Genomic DNA, 23,109 nt, shown 5'->3' on the forward strand with positions numbered 1-23,109 from the left:
GAAATATGAAATACAGGTGTTTACTACATCCAAGATGATGGGAAAGAAAGGTATGAGAAAGGAGTGTGGATAAATGTATCGTCGATATTTGCTCTTCCTTGTCTGGGCGATTGCTATTGTCTTCATCTTATTATTTGGAAATAATCGTGTCTTTCCGGAAGGTTTCTTGATTTCGTTTTTACGTTTCGACCAAAGTCAATTTGATACTTCTGCTTTAAGTTTATTTGCCTTACTCGGTATTTATCCGTTCGCTTTCTTTTTACTATTTCTAGATGAGAAACGATTCATGCGACCCGGACCGCTCGTCGCAAGTATTGGATCCTTCTTCTTAGGTGCCTTCGTGTTGATGCCTTATGTCGCTCTCGCTATTCCTAGGAAAACTTTTCTTCCTTTTCGTCGTCGAGGATGGATTCCGACCGTCGTCGCCTTACTTAGCGTCGTGACGACATTATTGCTGTGGATTGCTCTTGCTCGGTCTGATTGGAGTATATTCCGCATCTACTTTGAGACCAATCAATTCGTTCGAACGATGACCGTCGATTTGTTATTATTCTACATTCTACAAGTCTATTTGCTCCGGCGCATTCGTCTTCGGAATGCACAGTCATTAAAGTGGCAAGACGTGATTCCGCTCTTTGGTTTATTCCGCTATCTATTCGCAAGACATTTACCGACATCCTCAAAATCTTAATTTATGGTACAATGAAATTTGGATTTTTTGAAAAGGAGCTGTCATCCGATGGAACAATATCATGCACTTTGCGAACACATTTTGGAACACGGAACAAAAAAGGAAGACCGGACGGGAACGGGAACGCTCAGCGTGTTTGGTCACCAAATGCGCTTCTCCCTTCAAGATGGCTTTCCTCTCATTACGACGAAAAAGTTACATATGAAGTCGATCATCCATGAGTTGATTTGGTTCATCTCGGGTGATACGAATATTCGTTATCTACAGGAAAATGGTGTGCGGATTTGGAACGAATGGGCAGATGAGAACGGAGATCTAGGTCCTGTTTACGGAGCACAATGGCGCTCTTTTCCACGTCCAGATGGCACGACGGTTGATCAGCTGGCACAAGTCATTGAACAGATCAAGACGAATCCGGATTCTCGTCGTTTGATCGTCAGTGCTTGGAATCCTGGACAAGTCGATGAGATGGCTTTACCGCCCTGTCATCTCTTGTTCCAATTTTATGTCGCTGACGGAAAACTATCATGCCAATTGTATCAACGTTCAGCTGATGTTTTCTTAGGCGTACCATTCAATATTGCATCTTATGCGTTACTGACACATATGATTGCTCATGTGTGTGGACTTGAAGTCGGAGACTTCGTTCATACGCTCGGTGACGCTCATATCTATTCGAACCATGTGGAACAAGTCAATCTTCAGTTGACACGTACCCCTAAAAAATTACCGACGCTGCGCTTTGCTCGAACAGTCGATCGTATCGAAGACTTCCGCTTCGAAGACATCATCATTGAAGGCTATGATCCTGATCCTCACATTAAAGGTGTGGTAGCCGTATGATCACACATATCGTAGCGTATACAAAAAATCATGTCATCGGTCGTGACAATGCGATGCCTTGGCATCTTCCAGCTGATTTGGCTCACTTCAAACGTACGACGATTGGCAAACCGATCATCATGGGACGAAAGACGTTCGAATCCATCGGAAGACCGTTGCCCGGTCGAGAGAACATCGTCATTACGCGCGATCAGACGTTTGCAGCCGAAGGTGTAACGGTATGGCATGATCTATCTGCTTTACAACCATACGTCGATTCAGAAGAAGAAGTCTTTTTAATTGGTGGTGGAGAGTTGTTTGCTCAAACGCTTCCTCTTGCTCGCCGCTTGTATGTCACCGAAATTGATGCGGTTCTTTCTGGAGATGTACATTATCCCGAAATCCCGTCTTCATTTCAGATTACTTCCGAAATACATTATGATGCGGTCGAGGGAAACGATTATCCGTTCATCATTCGTCGATATGATCAGTAACCAAAAACCAGCCACATTGCTCCGTGTAACGGACGAATGTGGCTGGTTTTCTATGGAATTTGCATGATCCATTCAGTAATCCATTCCTCCATATCAGAATCGATCTGTGAGGTCATGATATAGTCTGTCGCACCGCATGATAGCGCATTGGCTAAACGATCGTCTTCTTGATCCGTCACGACCAAAATATCAATGATCGATTCCCGTTGTTGTCTCCACTCTTCTAATCGTACAAAGTTCTCTCTTACTACTTGATCAAGTGAAAGAATCGCCAATTGTAATTGCGTCGTCCGTCGATCGTCTAGCGGAATCACCTCAATATGGTATTTCGGATGATCCGGCATATCAAGAGTATGTACCTGTTTGAGCAATCCTTGCTCGACACGGATATAGACCGGTATTTTTTCGATGGATATCGCTGTCGAATAGGACACCACTTGATTACGGCCGTTACGTTTCGCTTGATACAAAGCTTCATCTGCCTCCGCTGTTGCTTGCGCCAGGGATGTGTGGAGATCAAAAGAAAAGGATAGACCAATCGAAATCGTTACTCTTAATCCGTTCGCAAAAATATGGCGCTCGACGCGCTCGCGAATTTTATTCATACTCGCAACTGCTTGCGGTAATGTTTCTGCTGAAAACAATAAGATGAATTCCTCACCACCAAAACGAATGAATTCATCGTCGAGACGAGCAGCTTGTTGAACGACGGTAGCTAATTCGGAAAGGACCAAATCCCCTGTTGGATGTCCATGTAAATCATTGATCCGCTTAAAATGATCGATATCAAAAATCGCTAGCCCAAATGTCCGCTGTTCACGTTCGAGACGTGCTACGCGACGATCAAAAGCATTTTGGAGATATTTCCGATTATAAGCTCCCGTCAATTCATCGACCAAGATCGTCGAAGATACGACCCTTAATTTTCGTAAGAGTCTCGCTAGACGAACATGCCGTTCTTCATTCGGCACTGTTTCATCCCAGTAGTCATCGGCTCCCATCTCATAGCTGACTTGACGAATTTCAGACCGGTTCGGACCTACGATGATGACGGGAACGAATGCCGACTCCATTTGTTTGATCAGTTTTTTAAACAACTCTAATGAATCCACGATAGATGCATGGTCGATGATGACGGCATCCATCGCAATATCATGTGATATCGACAACGTGTCTTCCACCGAACTGAAGAATCGTGACATATAGCGCTCCTGTTCGAGCGATTTCTTCCATTTGATATTTTCAAGAAAACGTCTTGTCACAGTGACCACCAATTCTTTTCGAATTCGATTGGCGCGTGAGCGTTCCGACAACTGATCGACGATGGGTTGCAGCAATTCTTTGACGCTTGACTGCGAAATGACAGCGTCCATTTGTTCCCACGTCACTTTTTCACGGCTGACTTGATCAGCGAGTCCCTTAAAGAGCTCTTCTCTCCCGAGTCCTTCGAGCCAGCTGGCTAAAGCTAGCAATTCTGTCCGTGGTACGTTCGGCATTCGAAGTAATGTCTCTACCATGACAATCGTTTGTTGCAGTTGTTTTTCTGCCCGTTTTCGACTCCGTTCCATCCAATCCCCTCTCTTTCTATAGATCCGAAGAACCGTCCTCGGATAAAGAGAAAGCGAGGGAATTCCCCCGCTTTTTCAACTCACGCTTTTAAGTTCGGACGGACCATATCTGCTGGTACGATCCATTGATCATATTGTTCTTCTGTTAATAAACCTGTCGCAAGTGCTGCTTCTTTTAGAGTGGATCCTGACTGATGCGCCGCTTTCGCAATTTTCGCCGCATTCTCATATCCGATGTGCGGGTTGAGTGCAGTGACGAGCATCAACGAACGTTCGACGTTTTCAGCGATGACGGACTGTTCTGGTTCGATTCCGATCGCACAATGGTCATTGAACGAATGCAAGGCGTCTGTCAATAAACGAACGGATTGAATGAAGTTATACATGATGACCGGTTTAAAGACGTTTAGTTCGAAATTCCCTTGACTTGCAGCAAAACCAATCGTTGCATCGTTTCCAAGAACTTGCGCTGCGACCATCGTCAACGCTTCACTTTGAGTCGGATTGACTTTCCCCGGCATGATTGAGCTTCCCGGCTCATTTTCTGGAATCGTGATTTCACCGATTCCTGCTCGTGGACCTGATGCGAGCCAGCGGACATCGTTCGCGATCTTCATCGCGTCCATCGCTAGCGCTTTGACCGCTCCATGTGTGAAGACGAGTTGATCGTGGCTCGTTAAGGCATGGAATTTGTTTTCCGCGCTTGTGAATTCATATCCCGTTTCTTCACTCATCTTTTTCGCAGCCAAATCACCGAACTCAGGATGAGCGTTGATGCCGGTTCCGACTGCCGTACCGCCGATTGCTAATTCCGTTAACGGATCAAGCGTCCGTTCGATCATTTGCTTCGAAAGTGCAAGCATCCGGACCCAACCACTGATTTCTTGACCGAGTGTGATCGGTGTAGCATCTTGCAAGTGTGTCCGTCCAATTTTGACGATATCCGCAAACGCGTTCGCTTTTTCGTCAAGTGTCGCATGCAGAGCATCAATCGCTGGGAATAGTGATTCCAGCAAGACTGTTTTTGCCGCTAAATGCATTGCTGTCGGATATGTATCATTTGAACTTTGTGATTTGTTGACGTCATCATTCGGATGAATTGTCGTCTCACTACCTTGTTCTTTTAACTTGCGTGTCGCGACCCGAGCGATCACTTCGTTGACGTTCATATTGGATTGTGTACCTGAACCCGTTTGCCAAACGACAAGCGGAAACTCATCATCGAATTTCCCCGCGATGATTTCGTCACATACTTCAGCGATGACACCCGCTTTTTCTGCCTCAAGCACGCCTAAGTCACGGTTCGCAAGTGCTGCTCCTTTTTTCAGGACTGCAAAGGCACGAATGACTTCAATCGGCATTTTTTCCGTTCCGATCTTAAAGTTTTCTAGACTACGTTGTGTTTGTGCGCCCCATTCCTGCGCTTCTGGTACACGAATTTCCCCCATCGTGTCACGTTCTACACGGTATTCCATAAACAAATTCCCCCTTTTGATTACTTCTCTTCTAGTTTACCGGAAAGCTTGCGGAATGGGAATGAGGGAGACAGTTTTGGGGAATAGTTTATTATCGAAAAAGGAGTGAAGATTTTATGTGGTTGATAAATTTAATGATTGTTTTGTTATTGATTCTGGCAAACGGCATTTTTGCGATGACCGAACTCGCTTTGCTTTCCTCAAAACGTTCGAAATTGGAAAAAGCAGCGAATAATGGTAAGAAGTCAGCCCATGTCGCGTTAGAGTTACTCGATCGCCCGACCGATCTGTTATCGACCGTACAAGTCGGCATCACGTTGATCGGAATCGTCAATGGTGCATTTGGTGGTGCCGCATTATCTGGTCCTGTCATCAACTGGCTCGCTCAATTTGAATGGATGGCTCCTTATGCCAGTACAATTGGCTATATTCTCGTCGTAACGATCATTACCTATATTTCGCTTGTCATCGGTGAACTTGTTCCTAAGCGTATCGCCCTTGTCAGTCCAGAACGGGTTACGATGTGGCTTGCCCCACCGATGCGTTTTTTCTCAATCGTGCTTCGACCATTCATTTGGGTTCTAAGTAAGTCGACGAGTTCCATCTTCCGTTTGATTGGTTTGGATCGCCTACAGACAGAAGACGAGACGGAAGACGAAGTCCGGCAATTACTGATTCGTGGTACGCAAGAGGGAACCTTCAACCGGTCTGAAGCGGAGCAAGTCTCTCGTGTGTTTGATTTTCATGATTTGTACGCTTACGAACTGATGGAGCCGCGTACCGTTACCGAATGGATTGACTTAGCGGATGACTCCGACACGATCTTACAAGAGCTTCGGCAAGCGCGACATCGAAACTTACCGGTTGGTCATGGTGACTTGGATCACTTCGTCGGTTTCATTGATGCGAAAGAAGTGCTATCAACGGAACGACCTGTCCAGGAACTGGAACGACTGATTCAGTCACCGCTGATTGTTCCCCGTCAATTAAAAGCAACCGTTTTACTCGAACGGATGCGGAAGGAAACTGTATCAATTGCTTTCGTTTTAGACGAGTACGGGGGGTTCCTCGGTATGATTACTTTATTTGATATTCTCGAAGCATTTGTCGGTGAGATTTCAAGCGTCGAGGAAGAACCGGAACTCGTCATGCGGAAAGATGGGTCGTTCCTCGCTGATGGATTATTGCACATCGATGATTTGAAACGAACGCTCGGTTATACAGATGACTTACCTGGAGAACAGTTGAACGCCTATCATACGGTTGCTGGTTTAATTTTATATACGTTAGGTGATGTACCCTCCCGTGGGAGTACTGTCGAAATTGGACCGTATCGGTTTGAAGTCGTCGATTTAGACGGACGACGCGTCGACCAAATTTTGATTGAGCGCATCGAACATAAACAAACACCCCTACCGTGAGTGAACTGCCCCATAAAAGTTGGACATAAAAATCCAACTTTTATGGGGTGTTTTTTATGGTCAAATATACAAAGGCGTTTAAAGTCCAAGTCGCTGAGCGTTATCTGACAGGACGAGACGGATACCGAGGTGTAGCGATAGAATTCGGGATAGCACGTGAACTGATCCGCGAGTGGTCGCGTCTCTATGAGCGTTGGGGGAAAACGATCTTCGATCCTTCCTATACAAGCCACTCGCTGGCATTTAAACTGGAGGTATTAAACGACATGGTGACCAACAGGCTGTCCAATATAGAGGCGGCCGTAAAGTACCGAATTTCTTCCCCAGGGACGATCTCGAGATGGCGATCGACGTATGAACGGGAAGGGACCGCAGGTCTGGTCGCCAGACCGAAAGGACGTGCCCCGATGGCGAGACGCAAGAAGAAGGAATTTGAAGAGATGACAGAAGTCGAGAAGCTCAAAGAGCGGATCGAGTATCTCGAGATGGAGAACGCTGCGTTAAAAAAATTGAAAGCCTTGGTTCAAGAAGAGAATGCGCGACGAACCGGATCAAGGCACAAGTAATCGACGAATTGCGGTCAGTCTATCCCGTTCCGGGACTCCTTCGCGTGCTCGGTATGGCACGAAGCGTCTATTACTATTGGCGGACGCGCCTGACGGGCGAGGACAAGTATGCGGAGGTGAAGACAGCTATCCATACTCTCTTCCACGAACACGAGGGACGATGTGGCTATCGTCGCATCCACGCACTTCTCGAACGCCAAGGCTTCCGGCACGATCCGAAGACCGTACGCCGTCTCATGAATGAGCTCGGTCTAAAATGTCTTGTCCGTATGAAGCGATACCGCTCCTATAAAGGACGGGTCGGAAAGGTCGCACCGAATCTTCTCCAACGTGACTTCAAGGCCACCGGCCTGAACCAGAAATGGGTGACTGACGTCACTGAGTTTCACCTGTTCGGGGAGAAACTCTACCTCTCGCCGATGATGGACTTGGGAAATCGTGAGATCATTGCTTATACCCTATCGGACCGCCCTACCTATCAATTCGTTGGTGAAATGTTGGATCAGGCAATCGGGAAGCTCGACGGGAAAGCCCGACCGATTCTGCATTCCGACCAAGGGTGGCATTATCAATATCGAGCGTTCGTCGGTACGCTTCACGAGCACGGCATTACGCAAAGCATGTCCCGTAAGGGCAACTGCCTCGACAACGCAGCCATCGAAAGCTTCTTCGCTGTGCTCAAGTCAGAGCTCCTGTATCTCAAGGAGTTCGATGACATGGACCACTTCAAATGTGAGCTCGAGCGTTACATCGAGTACTATAACCATCGTCGTATCAAGAGACGACTAAAAAACCTGAGCCCGGTGGAATACCGGACTCAGGTCCTCAAGGTCGCCTGACAAATTATTTATTGTCTAACTTTTTTGGTTCAGTTCATGAGGATAGGGGTGTTTGTCGTCAATCATGCTTCGTATAATCGTAACGCCTCTCGTGCGACACGATCTGCTTTATTCTCCGACCGTGGAATCCACTTCACAAAAGCGAGTGGTAAGAGTTGATAACGCGCAAAGGCAGGATCAAAGATCGTCTGCGTTCGTTTATTCTTGACGAATTCGCGTTCGACCGCGAGTGCAACTGCTTCTGAATCCGTCCGAAACGAAATGACACTCTCGCCTTGTGCGATGAGTTCGTGCGCCCACTCGACAGCTTTCGAAAAAGCAATAAATTCTGCCTCATGATTATTGATTGCTTGAATTTGATACATTTTTTCCGTGACTTCGCCCTCGGAATTTTTACTAAAAACTCCAACCGCCGCTTCATCATTCGAAGGACGGACCGTACCGTCAAAATAAAGTTCAACCATGTTCAATTGCCGCCTCGATTCCTTTTCGTATCGCTTGTTCATCTAGACCTTTCCCAATGAAGACGAGCGTCGTCTTTGGTTGTTCGCTAAATGGTTCTCTAATCGCTGTTCCGTAAATCATGCCAGTACCTTGTAAAATGACCTTTCGATCCGTATCTGCAAAATGAATGATCCCTTTATAGCGATAGAGGTCTTCCGCATACGCCTCTAACACCTCACGTAGGACCATTCCGAATCGATTCCGGTTCAACGGTCGTTCCTCGACAATCGTCAATGCCGTGAAATCCTCAACCGATTGATGAATCTGATCCGTTTGTTGACTAAGTCGTACTTGCTCTTCTTTTGGAAAATGGAACGTTTCAAACAGTCGATCTGATTCGAGTTGACCTTGTTCCGTTTCAATGATGGCTGCAGAAGGATTTCGTTCGCGCAGTAAAGCGGTCAACGTTTCGCGCTCTGATACATCAACTAAATCCATCTTATTTAAGATAAGGACATCAGCAAAACCGATTTGTTTCACATTTTCTTGGAACGTCAGTTGACGTTCTAAATGATATGCATCGATGACTGTGACGACACTGGAAATCTGATAGGACTGTTCAACAGCCGGCTCAAAATAGAATGTCTGTAGAATCGGTCCTGGATCAGCGACGCCTGTCGTCTCAATCAATAATCGATCAAACGATAGCTCCCCATCTCGACGGCGTTTTGCGATCCGTAGCAACGCATCCCGTAAATCACCGCGAATCGAACAACAAATGCAGCCATTCGTCAATTCGATCATCTCTTCGTCACTTCGTTCAATCAATGCTTCATCAATATGAACAGAACCTACTTCATTGACGAGCAACGCAAACTTTTCTGTCGGTTGAGAAACGAGATGATTGAGTAGCGTAGTTTTACCGGCACCTAAAAAACCAGTAATGACAGTCGTACGTATTTTGTCTTGCATGATTTCACTCCTTAGCGTCCTTGTTGCTGACGCCATTTTTCTTTTCGTGCATCGAGTAGATCGATCGCATGGAGATACCAAGCATCTGTCGTTTGCGGCGTAACACTTGATCCCCACTCGCGTTTACCATGGTGTGATAATACCATATGCATGAGACGGTGATAAACAGCACGCGGTAATCGGATATCTTCTTCTCGAAGTGTTTGTTCGAGAACAAAACATCCATATGGCATATGCCCCATCAACACGCCGTCCAGATCAAGCGCAATGCCCGCCAGTTCTTCCTCTTCCTCTGTTACGTGCAGCAGTCTTGAAAAACGATCTGCCGAAGCCCCTGCATGTGTATACTCCCATAGCTTTCCGATGTCATGCAATAAAATGCCGAGTAACAATTCGTTCGGATTTGGACGTTGATCTAACAGTGCAATCCCTTTTGCCGCTTGATAGAGAGCATCAAAACTATCATCCCAAGAAAATTGACGTATCTCTCGTTCAGCTGCTTGGAATAGTTCATTTTTATGATCGGCTTCTGCTTCTTGAATACATTTGAGTAGCGTCAAGTATGGTTGTTCACTATCACAAATTCCTCGACCAATCGTCATCATACAAGCAGTGTGTTTCAGCAACCCACCGATATAGGCATGGTGATGAAAAAGAGCAGCCGGTCGTGTCGAAAAATCTGCCCAGTACTGTCGCAAAATCGAGAGCGCGATTTCTTGATGAGGAGAATCAAGCTGACCGACTAATCCAAGCAACTGATCACGGTATGTTTCAAGCGATTCACCTGCAGGTAACTGTGGCAAGAACTGCGTCGGTGAGGCATCATGAATCGGAGTGACACGCTGAACGGTCAATGATTTGTTTCCGGATTGCGGCGGATATTCCTCTACCTTTGCCTCGACCCGAACGATTCGTGTTTCGAGATAGGGACGAAGTGCTTCTTCTGCCGTTCCTTGATTGATCCATTGTTTTCCCTTACAAGATCCAGCGGGCGAATTGAACGTGAATTGTAACCATTCTCGTCCGGTTTGACCAGTACGGATTTCACCAGAGGCAACAAGTAGGACCTCTTCCACTCGTTCACCGGGAGCACATGTATCAATCGAAAATCCAATCGGTTGATTCGACTGATTAATGGAAAAATCAACATTTTCATAAGGAGGCATCGTCACTTCTGGAAGTGCCTTAAATAATTGAATCACGTCATCTCACTCCTTTTTCTTCATTCATATCATAGCAGACACGATTTCATCACGACTACTATTAAGCAGATATTGTAAGCGTTTTCTAAATGAATTATGATGAAATTGGAAGTCCATTTTATGCTTAAGGAGGAGAAACGATGATTCGACCACTTACTCAACTATACAGTGAAGCTGTTGGCACACTCGATCAATGGACGGTATCCGAAATCGTGACACGCGATCAAATTCGGCAAGCTGTTCAGTTGTACGATCCATATCAAATGCATACGTCGTATGCTTTGGAACAATTGTTGATTCATGAATTGCGTGAGGCCTGTCAGCATGTCCAAGAACAAGGGCTAACGTTGGCTGATGCGCAAACAGAGCTTCTCATTCTCTCTGCCTTCCAAAGTGATGCGGGCTATCAAGCAGAAGAAATTCAAGATATGTCTCCCACTGCAATCAAACGACACTTGTCCTCGCTAGACGCTGCCTTTAATCGACTATTGCATCAACTGTTTTTACATCAATCGCAACCAGACATCCTTTGTCAGCGATTCATGACGATTCTTTCAGGTGCGGTCGCCACGAAATGCGCAATCCGTGCTAAACGCTTCAAGGAAGCGACACTTGTTCATCCATAAAAAAAATCCTGACTCATGTGAGTCAGGATTTTTTCATTCAACGACCTGGCATTCCAGCTCCTTGATTGGTTTTGTATGAAAATGCGGCGTTCCGCTTCGTCATATTCTATAGTCATCATGACAAACTATTCAATTCCTGTCAATTCTTTTCTAAAAAAAAGTGGACCGATTTTCGATTGAAAATCAGTCCGAATGGAAGAGTGAATAATTACCATGGCAATGCTTGATTTCATCATACAATGCAATGGAAGCGTTTACAACCCTTTTCCGTTAAATTTTTTCAAGAAAATATTCGTTTGCGAGTGGCAAGTGAATGACTTCGATCCCACTCTGCCTCATCAGGTTCAACCCGTCCCCGTATTCATAACCTGTCGAATAGACGACCCGATCGATTTTAGAGGCAATCAGCGCCAAACTACATGCATGACACGGACTATGGGTGACATAAGCGGTCGCATGACGCGCACTCGTCGAATCGGCTGCCAGCTTACCGAGCGCGTTGATTTCAGCATGAATCTCGTGTTGTTTCGACCATTCATGGTGTTCTTCTTGATTTTCGCACCGATAAAAAAGAATCCCGTTTCGTTCAATCGATTCTTCAACCACCGGGTGGTCAGGTCGTGATGTATAGAGAATACCCTCTTGCTTTAAGTAAATTTCGTTGCAATTCACATGCTGACTAGGTGTTCCGTTTATTCCGATCGAAATCGGCTTTTCATCTTTGACGATGACACAGGCAACAGATTTCGAGGCACATTTAGAATGACGATCTGCCATCATCCGTGCGAATAATAACCATGTCGTATCCCATTGCAGCTGTTTCTCTTCACTTTTCATTCCTAATCCTTCCTTTCATGAAGGAAAGGAACACGAAAAATCGTGTTCCTTAGTATGGTCGATTCGGTAATTCTCTGCTTTTTGAAGCGACTTCGATGACTTTTTGTTTCAGTTCGTTTTCCATTCGTTCTAACTCATGCTCCGCATCACGACGCTTTTGTTTTCCTTCTTGTTGGATGCGTAATGTTTCATCGAGTGTCTCAATCAAGTTTTGATGTGCAACCTTTAACGATTCAACAGATACGATACCTTTTTCGTTTTCTTCCGCAATTTCAATTGACGATTCCTTCAACAGCTTCGAATTTTGCTCAAGTAACTGGTTCGTCGTATTGGTGACATCCTTCTGCATTTCAAGCGCTGCCTTTTGACGCGACAGACTCAAAGATAGGACAACTTGGTTCTTCCAAAGTGGAATCGTATTGACGACGGCTGATTCAATTTTTTCCGCTAGAATTTGGTTGTTTTGTTGAATGACACGAATTTGCGGTGCCATCTGCAAGCTAATCGTTCGAGATAATTTTAAATCATGGATTTTCTTTTCAAAACGATCCGTCAATTGAATCAAGTCATTTAATTCCTGTAACTTCGTTTGATCCCGCGATACCTCGACTTCTGTTCGTAACGGTTCGATTTCATGTTGACGAACGTGAGCAATTTTCGTTTCGCCGGCTGCAATATAGACGTTCAATTCTTCGAAATAACGCTTGTTCTTTTGATACATTTGATCAAGTAGCGTAATATCCTTCATTAAACCAAATTTCGATCGATCAAGATTGTGTACGACTTCTTCCAGATACGCACTCATTTTCTCGTATTGCAAGAAGTACGTTTCCGCTTTTTTCTTCGCCCGACCAATGACCGGTACGTTCGACCAGAAACTCTTTTTTTCTTGGAGCGTGTCTGGATCCATTTGGCGGACACGTTGCATTAAATCACTCAACAATTTTCCCGCTTCGCCGCCATCCTTCATCTTCACTTCACTTAAGACTTGATCAGAGAATTGGGATAACTCACGTTGAACAGGCGCGCCAAATTGCATGACGGCATCCGTTTTTTGAAGATCAATCACCTGTAGTAGACGTTCGATCTTTTGTCGTTGTTCTGACGGAACATCTGAAGGAATCATCTCTTCGACCGGACGTGCCGACATTTTAGGTGGTGTCTCTGCTTCATTCAGATCGACCGATGGATCAGAAATCGTCGGTTGCTCTTGCTCATCAGGCCATTGTTGCCATGTATCTTTATCAGAATGGGTCATGTCGGTAACTCTCCTCCTGTTTTCGTTGTTCAGTCTCTTGCGCCAGTACCTTTTCAATCGTCAAAAGTTCCCGTTCTAAATCAACGGTGTCTCCTTCAAGCAACAAGGTTTGTTGCTGTTTCAGCTTTTGACCGATCATCTTTAAGTTCGAAATCAATTGATTTTTCGTATCCAATTGAACTTGGGCACCACGGCGTTCCAAATCGGCATATTTTTCTGAAATCGACAATAAGGAATCCAAGTAGAATGTAAAGAAGTCCCGAACTTTTTTGACGTCGCGTGGACTTTCATATAATTCCTCGAACAATACATGCGCTTCACGAGAGACGATTCGCATCTCGCTTCTAATTTCGCTATCTCGAATGGACGGAACGATTTGATCGTACGTCTGGATTTTCGCAAATCCTTCTTCGATTGTCCGCTGCAATACTTGAAGCTCCAAATCATCCGTCTCTTCAAAACGGCGTGTCGCCCGTTCTGGTTTTAAAATGACACTTCCGACGAATTCCTCTTCATCGTCAAGAAGTAATTTCTTTTTCACATTTTTCCGCTTGATTTCAGTCGACTTCCGTTCTGTCCGATATCGTCGACCTGGTTTTGTCCGGTAACCGCTCCAAATGAACCACAAACCAAGAGCGATGAAGATTCCCGAGAAGTTGAACGTATCGGCTAATTGTAGAAATACGAACATCATACCGATGGAACCAAATATCCACCATGAAGACTTCATGTCATCCCCTCTTCCTTCGTGCTGATTCTTCTATCAGGTTTACGTGTCTTTATTTTAACATTACGTATGGTCTAACAAAAAGTTTCCCGTTTTTGCGAAATGTTACGCCTCATGTATTCATATTTCACCATACTTTTTAACGAATGACATCCGACCGAAGAATGAACTGTTCTTACTTTCCTTCTTGGTATCACCTCACAACAAATAAGGTAGTCGACCGTATTGATCGACTACCTTATGGAAAATACTTGATTTGTTATCCGAACAATGGCCAGACAAGAATAATGAGAATCGCGATTGGACTTAGGTAACATACACTCAGTCGCCAGATTGGAACCATTTTTTTCATCATTGGGCTAGTCACCAATTCTTGTTCGACAAGTGCACGGTCTAACTTAAAGCCAGCAAAAATCGAAATTAATAATGCACCGATTGGCATTAAAATATTCGAGACTAGGAAATCAACGCTATCAAAGAACGTTTTTCCCATGAGCTGTGCATCACCTAAGATTCCGAACGAAAGCGCGGACGGAATCCCGACGATTGCAATCGCTAGTGTCGCAAGCCATGTCGTCCGTTTTTTATCACGCATCGTCGCGTTTTCTTTACGATCCGTTAAGGAAGCAACAACGACTTCAAGCATCGCGATCGATGACGTGATCGATGCGAAAGCGAATAAAAGGAAAAACAACGTCAAGAAGACTGAACCAAACTGAATTTGGCTGAAGACTGTTGGTAAGACGATAAAGAGTAACGCTGGTCCTTCTGCTGGATCAAGACCTGAAGCAAATACTGCTGGGAAAATCGCAAATCCTGCGAGTAACGAGACAGCGACATTCATTGTAACGATCCAAGCTGCAGAACGATTAATCTCTCCACGTTCCTTCATATAGGAAGCGTATGTCAGCATCGCTGATACACCGAGCGATAGTGAGAAGAACGCTTGACCGAGTGCACTGAGCACTGATGTTCGATTCAGGACCGAGAAATCAGGCTGTATGAAGAATTTAACACCTTCCATTGCACCATCGAGTGTCAAAGAACGGACAACAAGAACAATGAAACAAACAAATAATAAAGGCATCATGATTTTACTCATTTTTTCAATACCAGATTGAACTCCGCGTAAGACGATCCAACACGTCAATGCGAGGAAAATCAATTGTCCTGAAATGACATAGAGCGGTGAGGCAGAAATCGTGCCGAACAGTTCACCAAGCGCACCACTGTCCATCGTCGTTAAACGACCAGTAAACCCTAGAATGGTATAAATCAATACCCATCCACCAATGACGCTGTAGAAAGAGAGCAACAAGAAACATGCGATGACACCAAGGACACCAATGAACGTGAACTTCTTATGGCCAAGCTCCGAGAATGCTCGAAGTGCTGTTTTCCCGCTCGTTCGACCGATTAAAAATTCGGCAATCAAGACAGGCAGTCCCAGCAGTAAGGTAAACACGAGGAATAAGAGTAAAAACGCGCCTCCTCCGTTCGTTCCAGTCGTGTACGGAAATTTCCAAATGGCCCCCAGACCAATGGCGGATCCCGCTGCTGCTAAAATAAATCCAACTTTTGAAGCCCATGCGTTTCCTTTCATGGTGCTCCACCTCCTTTTCAAAATACTTTTTCATTGTACAGAAAGAATCCGTGAAAGTCATCCTTTATCAAATATTTTCTTTAAAGCGTCAAAGCATAACCGCATACGCGTGTTGAATAAGCATCAAAAAAGAGAAGATCGTATACTTTTACGACCTTCTCTTCCTTCCAATTTTATTATAGAGTGCCTCCATACATTCGGAGAAACTCTGGTAATACTTTGACTGTCACTGGTGTATGAATCGCTTTTTCACCATCTGTATCAATGACTTTTGCATCTTTCGTTTTCAACTGAAAACCGCTTGTCAGGATATGCGTAAAGGAAGGATCATTGGCAAGACCGATTTTTTGAAGGATCACATCACGAATAGTCGTCAAGTTTACTTCATCGACGATGACTAAATCAAGTTTCCCATCGTTATATGCTCCATCTGACAAGTTTGTTTCGATTCCACCGAGCGATTCTCCATTTGCCGCAAGGATTAGTACCGCTTCGCCTGTCATATGACGACCTTCGTCTAAGATTAATTCATATTCAAATGGTTTTGCTTCTAGACTCGAACGAATCGTCGATAGATAATAACCCATCTTACCAAGACGTGCTTTTTCTTCCGTATCGATTCCAATTGATGCTTCTGCGACAAGACCAACGCCAAGGAAATTCAAGAAATAGCTATCTTCGACTTGTCCGAGATCAACTTGAACGACATGTTGCATCGCAATCGCTTCCGCGGCAAGGCGTGGCGCCATCGGCAACCCGAGTGTTCGTGCGAAATCATTACAAGTACCTCCAGGAATGATCCCAAGAATTGGTCGCTCGTCTAGTTTTGCGACGCCGTTGATTGTTTCAAAGACCGTTCCATCTCCACCAATGACGACGACGGCATCAAACGAAGATGATTCTTCCGCAAAATGCATCGCATCGCCGGCTTGTTTCGTATTTTTAATGACGATTTCATCGAACAATGTACTTAACGGTTCGATGACTTCTCCAAGTAATCCCATACCATTCGTGCCCGCTGTTGGATTACTGATCAGTAATAGCTTCATTGAATGATGCCTTCTTTCTTCAGATAATCACGAGCGACTTCATTCGCTGTTTTCCCACCATATGCGACCGCTTCATTCATTTTGGACATCTCTTCATCAGAAATTTTACCTGATAATTGTTCGAGTGCCTGTTTTACTTCTGGATATTCTTCAATCGTCTCTTGACGCAGAAGAGGAGCCCCTTCGTACGGCGGGAATAATTGCTGGTCGTCTTTTAGGACCACCATGTCGTATTTCGCGATTTCTGGATCCGTTGAGTAAGCATCAATGACATCGATTTCACCTGATTCGATTGCTTTATAGCGCAACTTCGGTTCCATCGTAACGACTTCTTTGAAATTGACGTCATATTTTTCTTGAATGCCTTTATACCCATCTTGGCGATCCTTGAATTCTAACGTGAAGCCGGCTGTTAACTGATTCGCGACCTGTTTCAAGTCAGAAATCGTCTTCAGATCATATCGTTCAGCTAATTTCTTCGGAACGGCTACAGCATAAGTGTTGTTATAGTTCATAGGTGGTAGCAAGGCTAATTCTTGTTTTTCAAGACCGGCTTTCGCTTGTTCATACACTTCTTTTGCATCGTTTGACTTCGGTTTTTCATTCGTCAAACTAGCAAGTACCGTTCCCGTAAATTCAGGATACGCGTCGATATCACCTGACTCGAGTGCCTTGTAGACGAATGTCGTCTTACCAAAGTTTGGTTTAACTTGAACTGTCAAATCTGTTTCATCTTCAATGACGATTTTATACATATTCATCAGGATTTCAGGTTCTACACCTAATTTTCCAGCAACGACGAGATCCGGTCGTTCACTGCGACCAAAGGCAAAAGGTGCGGCGACAATTGCGACCATCAATACGACTGCTGTTACGAGACGGGCTGTTTGTCGTTTACGAGTCGCGACTTCCGTTTGACGTAATAAGCCATCAAATAGAAGGGCGAGTAGTGCTGCTGGAATCGCACCAAGCAACAGTAGATAGTTATCGTTACGGTCGATTCCAAGGAGAATGATGGAGCCTAATCCTCCAGCACCAATCAAGGCCGCAATCGTTGCTGTACCAATGATCAGTACCATCGCGGTCCGAATCCCTGCCATCATGACAGGTAAGGCTAGCGGGAGTTCGACTTTCCAAAGGCTTTGCATCGGAGTCATCCCACATGCGCGTGCCGCTTCCTTAATCGAGGGATCGACTTCGGCAAGCCCTGTATAAGTGTTTCGAACGATTGGTAATAAAGAATACAAGACAAGTGCAATGATCGACGGTACTGTACCAATCCCGACAAGCGGTATCATCAAACCAAGTAATGCGAGTGATGGAATCGTTTGGATGACTGAGGTCACACCAATCGACCACTCACTCAGACGTTTGTTACGTGATAAGTAAATCCCAAGCGGAATAGCGATAACACATGCAATGAGCAAGGAGATGACAGATAATTGGATATGTTCGATCAACGCTTGAAGCAGTTCGCTTTTTCGGTCCTGATACGTCTCAAGCAATCCGTTCATTCGATATTCCCCCTGACTTGACGCATGAATTCTTGAACGAACGGGTCGTTACTTGCTAGTACCTCTTCCTTCGTACCGATGAAAGCGATCTCTCCAGCGTTCATCAGACAGATGCGACTGCCTAGTTTCAACGCTTCGTTCATATCGTGCGTGACGAACAAAATTGTTTTACCAAGCTCTTCGTTTAGATGCAACAAATCATTTTGTAATTGTTCACGTGAAATGGGATCAAGAGCAGAAAATGGTTCATCCATCAAGATGACGTCTTGTTCTGCTGCGAGTGCCCGCATAACCCCGACCCGTTGTTGTTGTCCCCCAGAGAGTTCGCTTGGATATTTTTTCTTAAGTGAGGTGTTCAACCCAGTTAACCGAAATAATTCATCGACTCGTTGTACTACTTTCTCTTTATCCCACTTTAATAACTCAGGTACGACGCTAACATTTTCCTCAATCGTCATGTGTGGAAAAAGGGCAATCTGTTGTAAGACATAGCCAATTCGCCGACGCAGTTCATGTTCATTGATCGACATGATCGGTTCACCATCAATCCAAATTTGCCCTTCCGTATGATCAATCAATCGATTGACCATTTTCATCGTTGTAGTTTTACCGCATCCTGAAGGACCAATCAAACAAAAAATCTCGCCTTGTTCAACTGTAAAATTCACATGTTGCACTGCCTTTGTTCCGTCTGCATACGTTTTGCCGACATCCTTGAATTCAATCACGAACCATCCCTCGTTTCCCGGTTTATTATCTTTGTAAAATTCCCCTTTCTTGGACATTCCAAAACCTATTCCATCCACTCTTTTCCCTGTTTTCTGAATCCATTATCGAACAGGCAAGTTTTTAATTCTTTATCAAAACAAAAAAGACGATGGAAACTATCCACCGCCTAATCGTATACTTCTCTTATTCGAACGTCACCGTGACTTGACGGCGACCCCATTCTAAGGCTTCTTGTTTTGAACCGACAAGAAGATCCATGATTTTTCCGCGAATCGCACCACCTGTATCGAGCGCAATCGCATCGCCGAAACCTTCTACATGTACCTTAGTTCCAAGCGGTACGACCGATGGATCGACAGCAACAATGCGACGTCCTTCGTATGTAATCGTGTTTGTGACGTCATAACCTGATGCCGTTAAGGCACGACCATTATACAAGCGGCTTCCATTGTTTTCTGGATTCGTCGTATACGCTGTCGTCTCAAATGTTTCCGTACGCTTTGTGGAACGGTCAGCGTTTGCTTGTGTTCGACTTTGTTTCTTTACCTGTTGTGCTTCCTTTTTGGCTTCTTGCGCTGCTTTTGCTTTTTGCTCTGCTTCTGCTTTTTGCTTAGCCAAGGCTTTTAGACGCGCTTGCTTTTTCGCCTCTGCTTGTTCACGCTTCTCTTGAGCAGCTTGACGTTTCATCTCTAATGGATTTTGTACGATTGTTTTCTCCGTACCGATCCCGATTTGTGCTGCCGACGCTTCATGATGCGGCAAAAGAATAAATATGAATCCCGCTAAACATAGGGATAAAAGGAATGATGTTCGTTTCATGTTGATGCCAACCTTTCTCGCCGTTTTACGACCCGCACAACGTATCACGGTGACAAATAGTTTGAAAAGCGAACACTATGAATTGAAATATATCTGTCAAAAAGTAACGAAATGGTTACACGCTTACAAAAAACGCTCTCAATTGTTGTGTATCAACGTTTTTATATTTTGTAACCGTTCTGTTACGAATTAGTTCTTGTTACTCTTTTGTAATAAATGTATCTTTTCGATGTTTTCAGTTATTTTATCCAATTCTTCAAAGAATATAAGAATATAGGATTTTATTATTATTCAGATCTCTGAATGAACATAAAAAACACACCAATTATGTGGTGTGCTGAGTTTGCAAACAAGATGGTCCTGCGGAACCAGTTGTTCCAATATGATGGTGATCTCTCTTACCTATCATTGAAAGTCTTCCTCCTTCTTCGTTTCTACTTTTTTATACCGAAAGAAAGAGGCGAGAAGCGTTTTGTTCAATCGAAATCGCTTCCTAGGGAAAAACAAGCAGGAGCGACCCTGCAACGAAGTGAAGCGGCGCGATGCTTGTCCCAGGAAAACGATTCGAGATGAACAAAAAAAACGCAATCTTTCTCGTTAAGAGAAAAATTACGCTTTGTCTTAAGTCTGAGCAAACCAATTATTTGGTGTGCTTTCATGTATTATTTTGTTTTACGTTCTAACAATTCGATCTCTGACTTTAATAAGACTTGTTTTTCAAACTCTAAGCCGAGTGACTCAAAGTTTTTCGTGTGGGATACATCACCGACGACCGTATTTGTCAATACAGCCGTTACTTCCGCAACCCAACCTTCTTTTGTTTTCACCATATCGCCAACGATATAATCGAATAACTCTTCTGTTTCTTCCATTTGACTCATCTCCTGACACGTTCAATTACAGTTAATCATATAAAATAACGACCGAAAAAGCTAGTCACGCGTCAATTGAGCTAAGAACTGGCGCAAGATTTTAGCGGTTAATCCCCAAATCAGATAATCCCCGTGCTCATAAAAATGCTCCGTGACCGTATACGTACGATCCAGATATGCTTCTCGATTCGCCATTCGTTCGGTCGGCACTTCCTTGCCAGGGCGAATCCGCCACTCCATATCTCCTTTAATCGGCTTCGAAGTCATCAATTCCGTTAATGACACGAGAAACACATGATCGACTTCTGCTGGTGAAGGATTAAAGTCCGTCGCATGGAGAATGCCAAGATACGGGTAAATGATCGACCGGTTCGGTGTCACGAGTGGTTCAAGTGTTCCAATCACTTCGATCTCAGAAGCATTGACATTTAATTCTTCGACCGTTTCGCGAACAGCTGCTGCTTTCGGTAATTCACCCGCATCGATCCGACCACCCGGAAAAGCGATTTCACCTGGTTGCGAACGTAGTGTTTTGGCTCTCACTTGAAATAACAGGTACACTTCGCCATTCTGCTCGACTAACGGAACGAGTACGGCTGCCGCATGACGAGGTAAACGTTCTTCAGAATCTACGTATTGCTTTCGGATATCGGCTAAGTTCACCTGTTTCATCGCCCTTCTTGTGCAACGTGATGGTACGCCTCTTCCAGATGGCGCATACGGACGATGAGATCCGCATTCTTAGCAATCCGGTCCGATAAAATCGATCCTGCTACCGTCTTGTAATAGGCGTTTAACGCATGTCTTTTTGTTAAATGCGCTTCATTCTGCCGGATATATTCCTTAAAATTCGCAATCAATCGTTCTGTCGTAAAAAGTTGTTCGTTCACAAGTTTCATCCTTTCACACGTCCAGCGTGTCATCAATAGTTTAATGGTACCGAGTTTTGGCTAAGATGTAAATTAAGGGGGGTTATCCGTGAATAAAAAATTAGATGTCCTCATTATCGGTGCCGGACCAACCGGTTTAACACTCGCACTCGCACTCTCGCGCTATGGATTATCCTTTCGCATCGTCGAACGTGCAAGCGGACCATCCGTCGTCTCAAAAGCAATCGGGATTCAAGCGCGTTCTCTAGAGTTGTTCGCAAGGCTTGGTGTCGCAGAAGACTTGATGGAGAATGCGATTAAAATCAATCAAGGAAACCTCTATGTCAATGGTGCATGGCAGGCAAAACTTGATTTTACTGATTTGAATACACCCTTTCCGTTCGTCACGCTGTTACCTCAAAGTGAGACAGAACGGATTCTTGAAGCGCAACTCGCCACTTACGGTCATGCAGTGGAACGAGAGACGGAATTGACGGGGTTTGCTCAATTCCCGACTTTTGTTACTGCTTCCTTACAACATAAAGGGGAAACAGAGACGGTCGATGCTTCCTTCATCATCGGAGCAGATGGTGCGAACAGTTTCGTTCGTCGTGAGCTCGGGCTTCCATTCAGCGGGAAGTCGTTTAAAGAATCGTGGGCGCTGGCTGACATCGAGGTCGACTGGCCGCTCTCTTCAGAAGAGGTTCATATCTTCTTCTCTGATCATGGCGTCATCGAGTCGTTTCCTCTCCAGTCGAACTTGTTCCGTATTACTGGTAATCTAACGAGCGGACCTGTTCCGACCGACCATAAAGCGATTGATGATTTTTTACAAAATCGAGCCAAAGTACCGTTTGAGCTAAAAAAAGTCCATTGGTATTCGATGTTCCGTGTCCATAACCGGATTATCGAGAAATTTGGTCACCATCGGATTTATTTGATTGGGGATGCCGCACACATCAATTCACCCGTCGGTGGTCAAGGAATGAACACCGGAATTGCTGATGCGATGAACCTCGCTTGGAAACTATGGTGTGTCCATCAGTTCAAGGCGAGTTTTCCGTTACTTGATTCTTACAGCGTCGAACGTCGAGAAGCGGCACAAGGTATCTTACGATCAACAAACCTTGCGACGGAACTCTTGCAAATCAACATTCCCTTTTTATTACCCTTGCAGGAAAAAGTAATTCGGAATAGTCTCAAAATCGCACCCTTACATCATTTCGTGACAAACCGGATTGCTCAGCTCAACAGCCACTACCCAGCGAGTTCGACCTTCGTCACACAAGGACACTTTAGTCCATTGACACCAAAACCAGGTGAACCGATGCCTTACAGTGAAGTCGTCCACCCGCGGACGAAAAAGAACGAACTATTGTTACGTCGTGCCGATCGGAATTTCTTATTGCTGCTGTTCTTACCAAAAAACGCAACCGATGATCTTCTTGAGCCATTCAAGGAACTCGCCTATACCTATCCCGATCTATTTGAGACGGTACCGATCCATCAATCCCTTAAAGAGGATGGTGTCGTCGATCAAGGCGGTGAACTTGCACGACGCTTTGGCATCAAGCAATCCGGATTATATTTGATTCGCCCTGACGGTTATATTGCGTATCGCCAACAAGGTTTGAAAAGTAAATCATTCGCCCGGTATGTTGAACGTTTACTTTATGCGCGTTAACTCGGTATGATAGTAGGTGAGGTGAAGG

Annotated in this window: 24 protein-coding genes; 8 read left to right on the forward strand and 16 right to left on the reverse strand. The window is 44.7% G+C overall.

The window, feature by feature from the left end:
• Positions 1–73 precede the first annotated feature (73 nt).
• Genes L985_RS10055 through L985_RS10065 form a run of 3 tightly spaced genes read left to right on the forward strand, consistent with a single transcriptional unit; the run spans position 74 to position 2,007 of the window.
• Positions 74–691 carry a hypothetical protein gene (locus tag L985_RS10055; RefSeq protein ID WP_047395521.1) on the forward strand — a complete coding sequence of 206 codons (618 nt, stop codon included), beginning with the start codon at positions 74–76 and terminating at the stop codon, positions 689–691.
• Between the two features lie 48 nt (positions 692–739).
• Positions 740–1,534 carry a thymidylate synthase gene (locus tag L985_RS10060; protein WP_029341960.1) on the forward strand — a complete coding sequence of 265 codons (795 nt, stop codon included), beginning with the start codon at positions 740–742 and terminating at the stop codon, positions 1,532–1,534.
• A complete protein-coding gene (locus L985_RS10065; RefSeq protein WP_029341961.1) occupies positions 1,531–2,007 on the forward strand; it encodes a dihydrofolate reductase in 477 nt (158 codons plus the stop codon). The genes L985_RS10060 and L985_RS10065 overlap by 4 nt, the downstream gene beginning before the upstream one ends.
• A 50-nt stretch (positions 2,008–2,057) precedes the next feature.
• Here the strand turns inward: L985_RS10065 and L985_RS10070 are convergent, their stop codons facing one another.
• Positions 2,058–3,575, reverse strand: a complete 1,518-nt coding sequence (locus L985_RS10070) for a GGDEF domain-containing response regulator (protein WP_047395518.1) — start codon at positions 3,573–3,575, stop codon at positions 2,058–2,060.
• 80 nt (positions 3,576–3,655) lie between these two features.
• Positions 3,656–5,050, reverse strand: coding sequence for a class II fumarate hydratase (fumC, locus tag L985_RS10075; protein WP_029341963.1), 1,395 nt, complete (start codon positions 5,048–5,050; stop codon positions 3,656–3,658).
• A 116-nt stretch (positions 5,051–5,166) separates the two neighbouring features.
• On the opposite strand from fumC, the gene L985_RS10080 reads away from it, so the two are divergent.
• From L985_RS10080 to L985_RS17275, 3 genes are read left to right on the forward strand one after another with little or no spacing between them, the layout of a single operon-like run.
• Complete coding sequence (locus L985_RS10080; RefSeq protein ID WP_047395515.1) at positions 5,167–6,471, forward strand: hemolysin family protein; 1,305 nt, start codon at positions 5,167–5,169, stop codon at positions 6,469–6,471.
• A 56-nt stretch (positions 6,472–6,527) separates the two neighbouring features.
• On the forward strand, positions 6,528–7,037 hold the full coding sequence (locus tag L985_RS17270; protein ID WP_071908816.1) for a helix-turn-helix domain-containing protein: 510 nt from the start codon (positions 6,528–6,530) through the stop codon (positions 7,035–7,037).
• Positions 7,022–7,876, forward strand: coding sequence for an IS3 family transposase (locus tag L985_RS17275; RefSeq protein WP_419718458.1), 855 nt, complete (start codon positions 7,022–7,024; stop codon positions 7,874–7,876). Before L985_RS17270 ends, L985_RS17275 begins: the two co-directional genes overlap by 16 nt.
• Before the next feature lie 62 nt (positions 7,877–7,938).
• Here the strand turns inward: L985_RS17275 and L985_RS10095 are convergent, their stop codons facing one another.
• The 3 genes from L985_RS10095 to L985_RS10105 are packed head-to-tail and all read right to left on the reverse strand — an operon-like array spanning position 7,939 to position 10,494.
• On the reverse strand, positions 7,939–8,340 hold the full coding sequence (locus L985_RS10095) for a reverse transcriptase-like protein (protein ID WP_029341965.1): 402 nt from the start codon (positions 8,338–8,340) through the stop codon (positions 7,939–7,941).
• On the reverse strand, positions 8,333–9,292 hold the full coding sequence (locus L985_RS10100; protein ID WP_047393931.1) for a CobW family GTP-binding protein: 960 nt from the start codon (positions 9,290–9,292) through the stop codon (positions 8,333–8,335). The genes L985_RS10095 and L985_RS10100 overlap by 8 nt, the downstream gene beginning before the upstream one ends.
• Positions 9,293–9,303: 11 nt before the next feature.
• Positions 9,304–10,494: an HD domain-containing protein gene (locus L985_RS10105; RefSeq protein ID WP_051656283.1), complete on the reverse strand. Its 1,191-nt coding sequence runs from the start codon at positions 10,492–10,494 to the stop codon at positions 9,304–9,306.
• Positions 10,495–10,634: 140 nt separating this feature from the next.
• On the opposite strand from L985_RS10105, the gene L985_RS10110 reads away from it, so the two are divergent.
• Positions 10,635–11,120, forward strand: coding sequence for a hypothetical protein (locus L985_RS10110; RefSeq protein WP_029341968.1), 486 nt, complete (start codon positions 10,635–10,637; stop codon positions 11,118–11,120).
• A gap of 270 nt (positions 11,121–11,390) precedes the next feature.
• Here L985_RS10110 and L985_RS10115 read toward each other — a convergent pair whose 3' ends face one another.
• The 11 genes from L985_RS10115 to yvfG all read right to left on the reverse strand — a co-directional run bounded on the left by L985_RS10115 (position 11,391) and on the right by yvfG (position 21,418).
• A complete protein-coding gene (locus L985_RS10115) occupies positions 11,391–11,957 on the reverse strand; it encodes a deoxycytidylate deaminase (RefSeq protein ID WP_029341969.1) in 567 nt (188 codons plus the stop codon).
• Positions 11,958–12,006: 49 nt separating this feature from the next.
• Positions 12,007–13,215, reverse strand: coding sequence for a toxic anion resistance protein (locus tag L985_RS10120; protein WP_047393927.1), 1,209 nt, complete (start codon positions 13,213–13,215; stop codon positions 12,007–12,009).
• Positions 13,202–13,945, reverse strand: a complete 744-nt coding sequence (locus L985_RS10125; protein ID WP_029341971.1) for a 5-bromo-4-chloroindolyl phosphate hydrolysis family protein — start codon at positions 13,943–13,945, stop codon at positions 13,202–13,204. Before L985_RS10125 ends, L985_RS10120 begins: the two co-directional genes overlap by 14 nt.
• Positions 13,946–14,201: 256 nt before the next feature.
• Positions 14,202–15,545, reverse strand: coding sequence for a sodium-dependent transporter (locus tag L985_RS10130; RefSeq protein WP_029341972.1), 1,344 nt, complete (start codon positions 15,543–15,545; stop codon positions 14,202–14,204).
• A 176-nt stretch (positions 15,546–15,721) separates the two neighbouring features.
• A complete protein-coding gene (locus L985_RS10135; RefSeq protein WP_029341973.1) occupies positions 15,722–16,594 on the reverse strand; it encodes a diacylglycerol/lipid kinase family protein in 873 nt (290 codons plus the stop codon).
• Positions 16,591–18,108: an ABC transporter permease/substrate-binding protein gene (locus tag L985_RS10140; protein ID WP_029341974.1), complete on the reverse strand. Its 1,518-nt coding sequence runs from the start codon at positions 18,106–18,108 to the stop codon at positions 16,591–16,593. Before L985_RS10140 ends, L985_RS10135 begins: the two co-directional genes overlap by 4 nt.
• Positions 18,105–18,836, reverse strand: coding sequence for an ABC transporter ATP-binding protein (locus L985_RS10145; protein WP_029341975.1), 732 nt, complete (start codon positions 18,834–18,836; stop codon positions 18,105–18,107). Before L985_RS10145 ends, L985_RS10140 begins: the two co-directional genes overlap by 4 nt.
• 184 nt (positions 18,837–19,020) lie before the next feature.
• Positions 19,021–19,656, reverse strand: coding sequence for a 3D domain-containing protein (locus tag L985_RS10150; RefSeq protein WP_029341976.1), 636 nt, complete (start codon positions 19,654–19,656; stop codon positions 19,021–19,023).
• A 662-nt stretch (positions 19,657–20,318) separates the two neighbouring features.
• The gene (locus tag L985_RS10160) at positions 20,319–20,528 is read right to left on the reverse strand and encodes a hypothetical protein (RefSeq protein WP_029341978.1); all 210 of its coding nucleotides are present in this window, start codon (positions 20,526–20,528) and stop codon (positions 20,319–20,321) included.
• 60 nt (positions 20,529–20,588) lie between these two features.
• Complete coding sequence (locus L985_RS10165; RefSeq protein ID WP_029341979.1) at positions 20,589–21,200, reverse strand: NUDIX hydrolase; 612 nt, start codon at positions 21,198–21,200, stop codon at positions 20,589–20,591.
• On the reverse strand, positions 21,197–21,418 hold the full coding sequence (gene yvfG, locus L985_RS10170; RefSeq protein WP_029341980.1) for a protein YvfG: 222 nt from the start codon (positions 21,416–21,418) through the stop codon (positions 21,197–21,199). Before yvfG ends, L985_RS10165 begins: the two co-directional genes overlap by 4 nt.
• 88 nt (positions 21,419–21,506) lie before the next feature.
• On the opposite strand from yvfG, the gene L985_RS10175 reads away from it, so the two are divergent.
• A complete protein-coding gene (locus tag L985_RS10175; protein ID WP_029341981.1) occupies positions 21,507–23,081 on the forward strand; it encodes an FAD-dependent monooxygenase in 1,575 nt (524 codons plus the stop codon).
• The last annotated feature ends 28 nt before the right edge of the window (positions 23,082–23,109 follow it).

The organism is Exiguobacterium sp. ZWU0009, assembly GCF_000798935.2.
Lineage (GTDB): Bacteria > Bacillota > Bacilli > Exiguobacteriales > Exiguobacteriaceae > Exiguobacterium_A > Exiguobacterium_A acetylicum.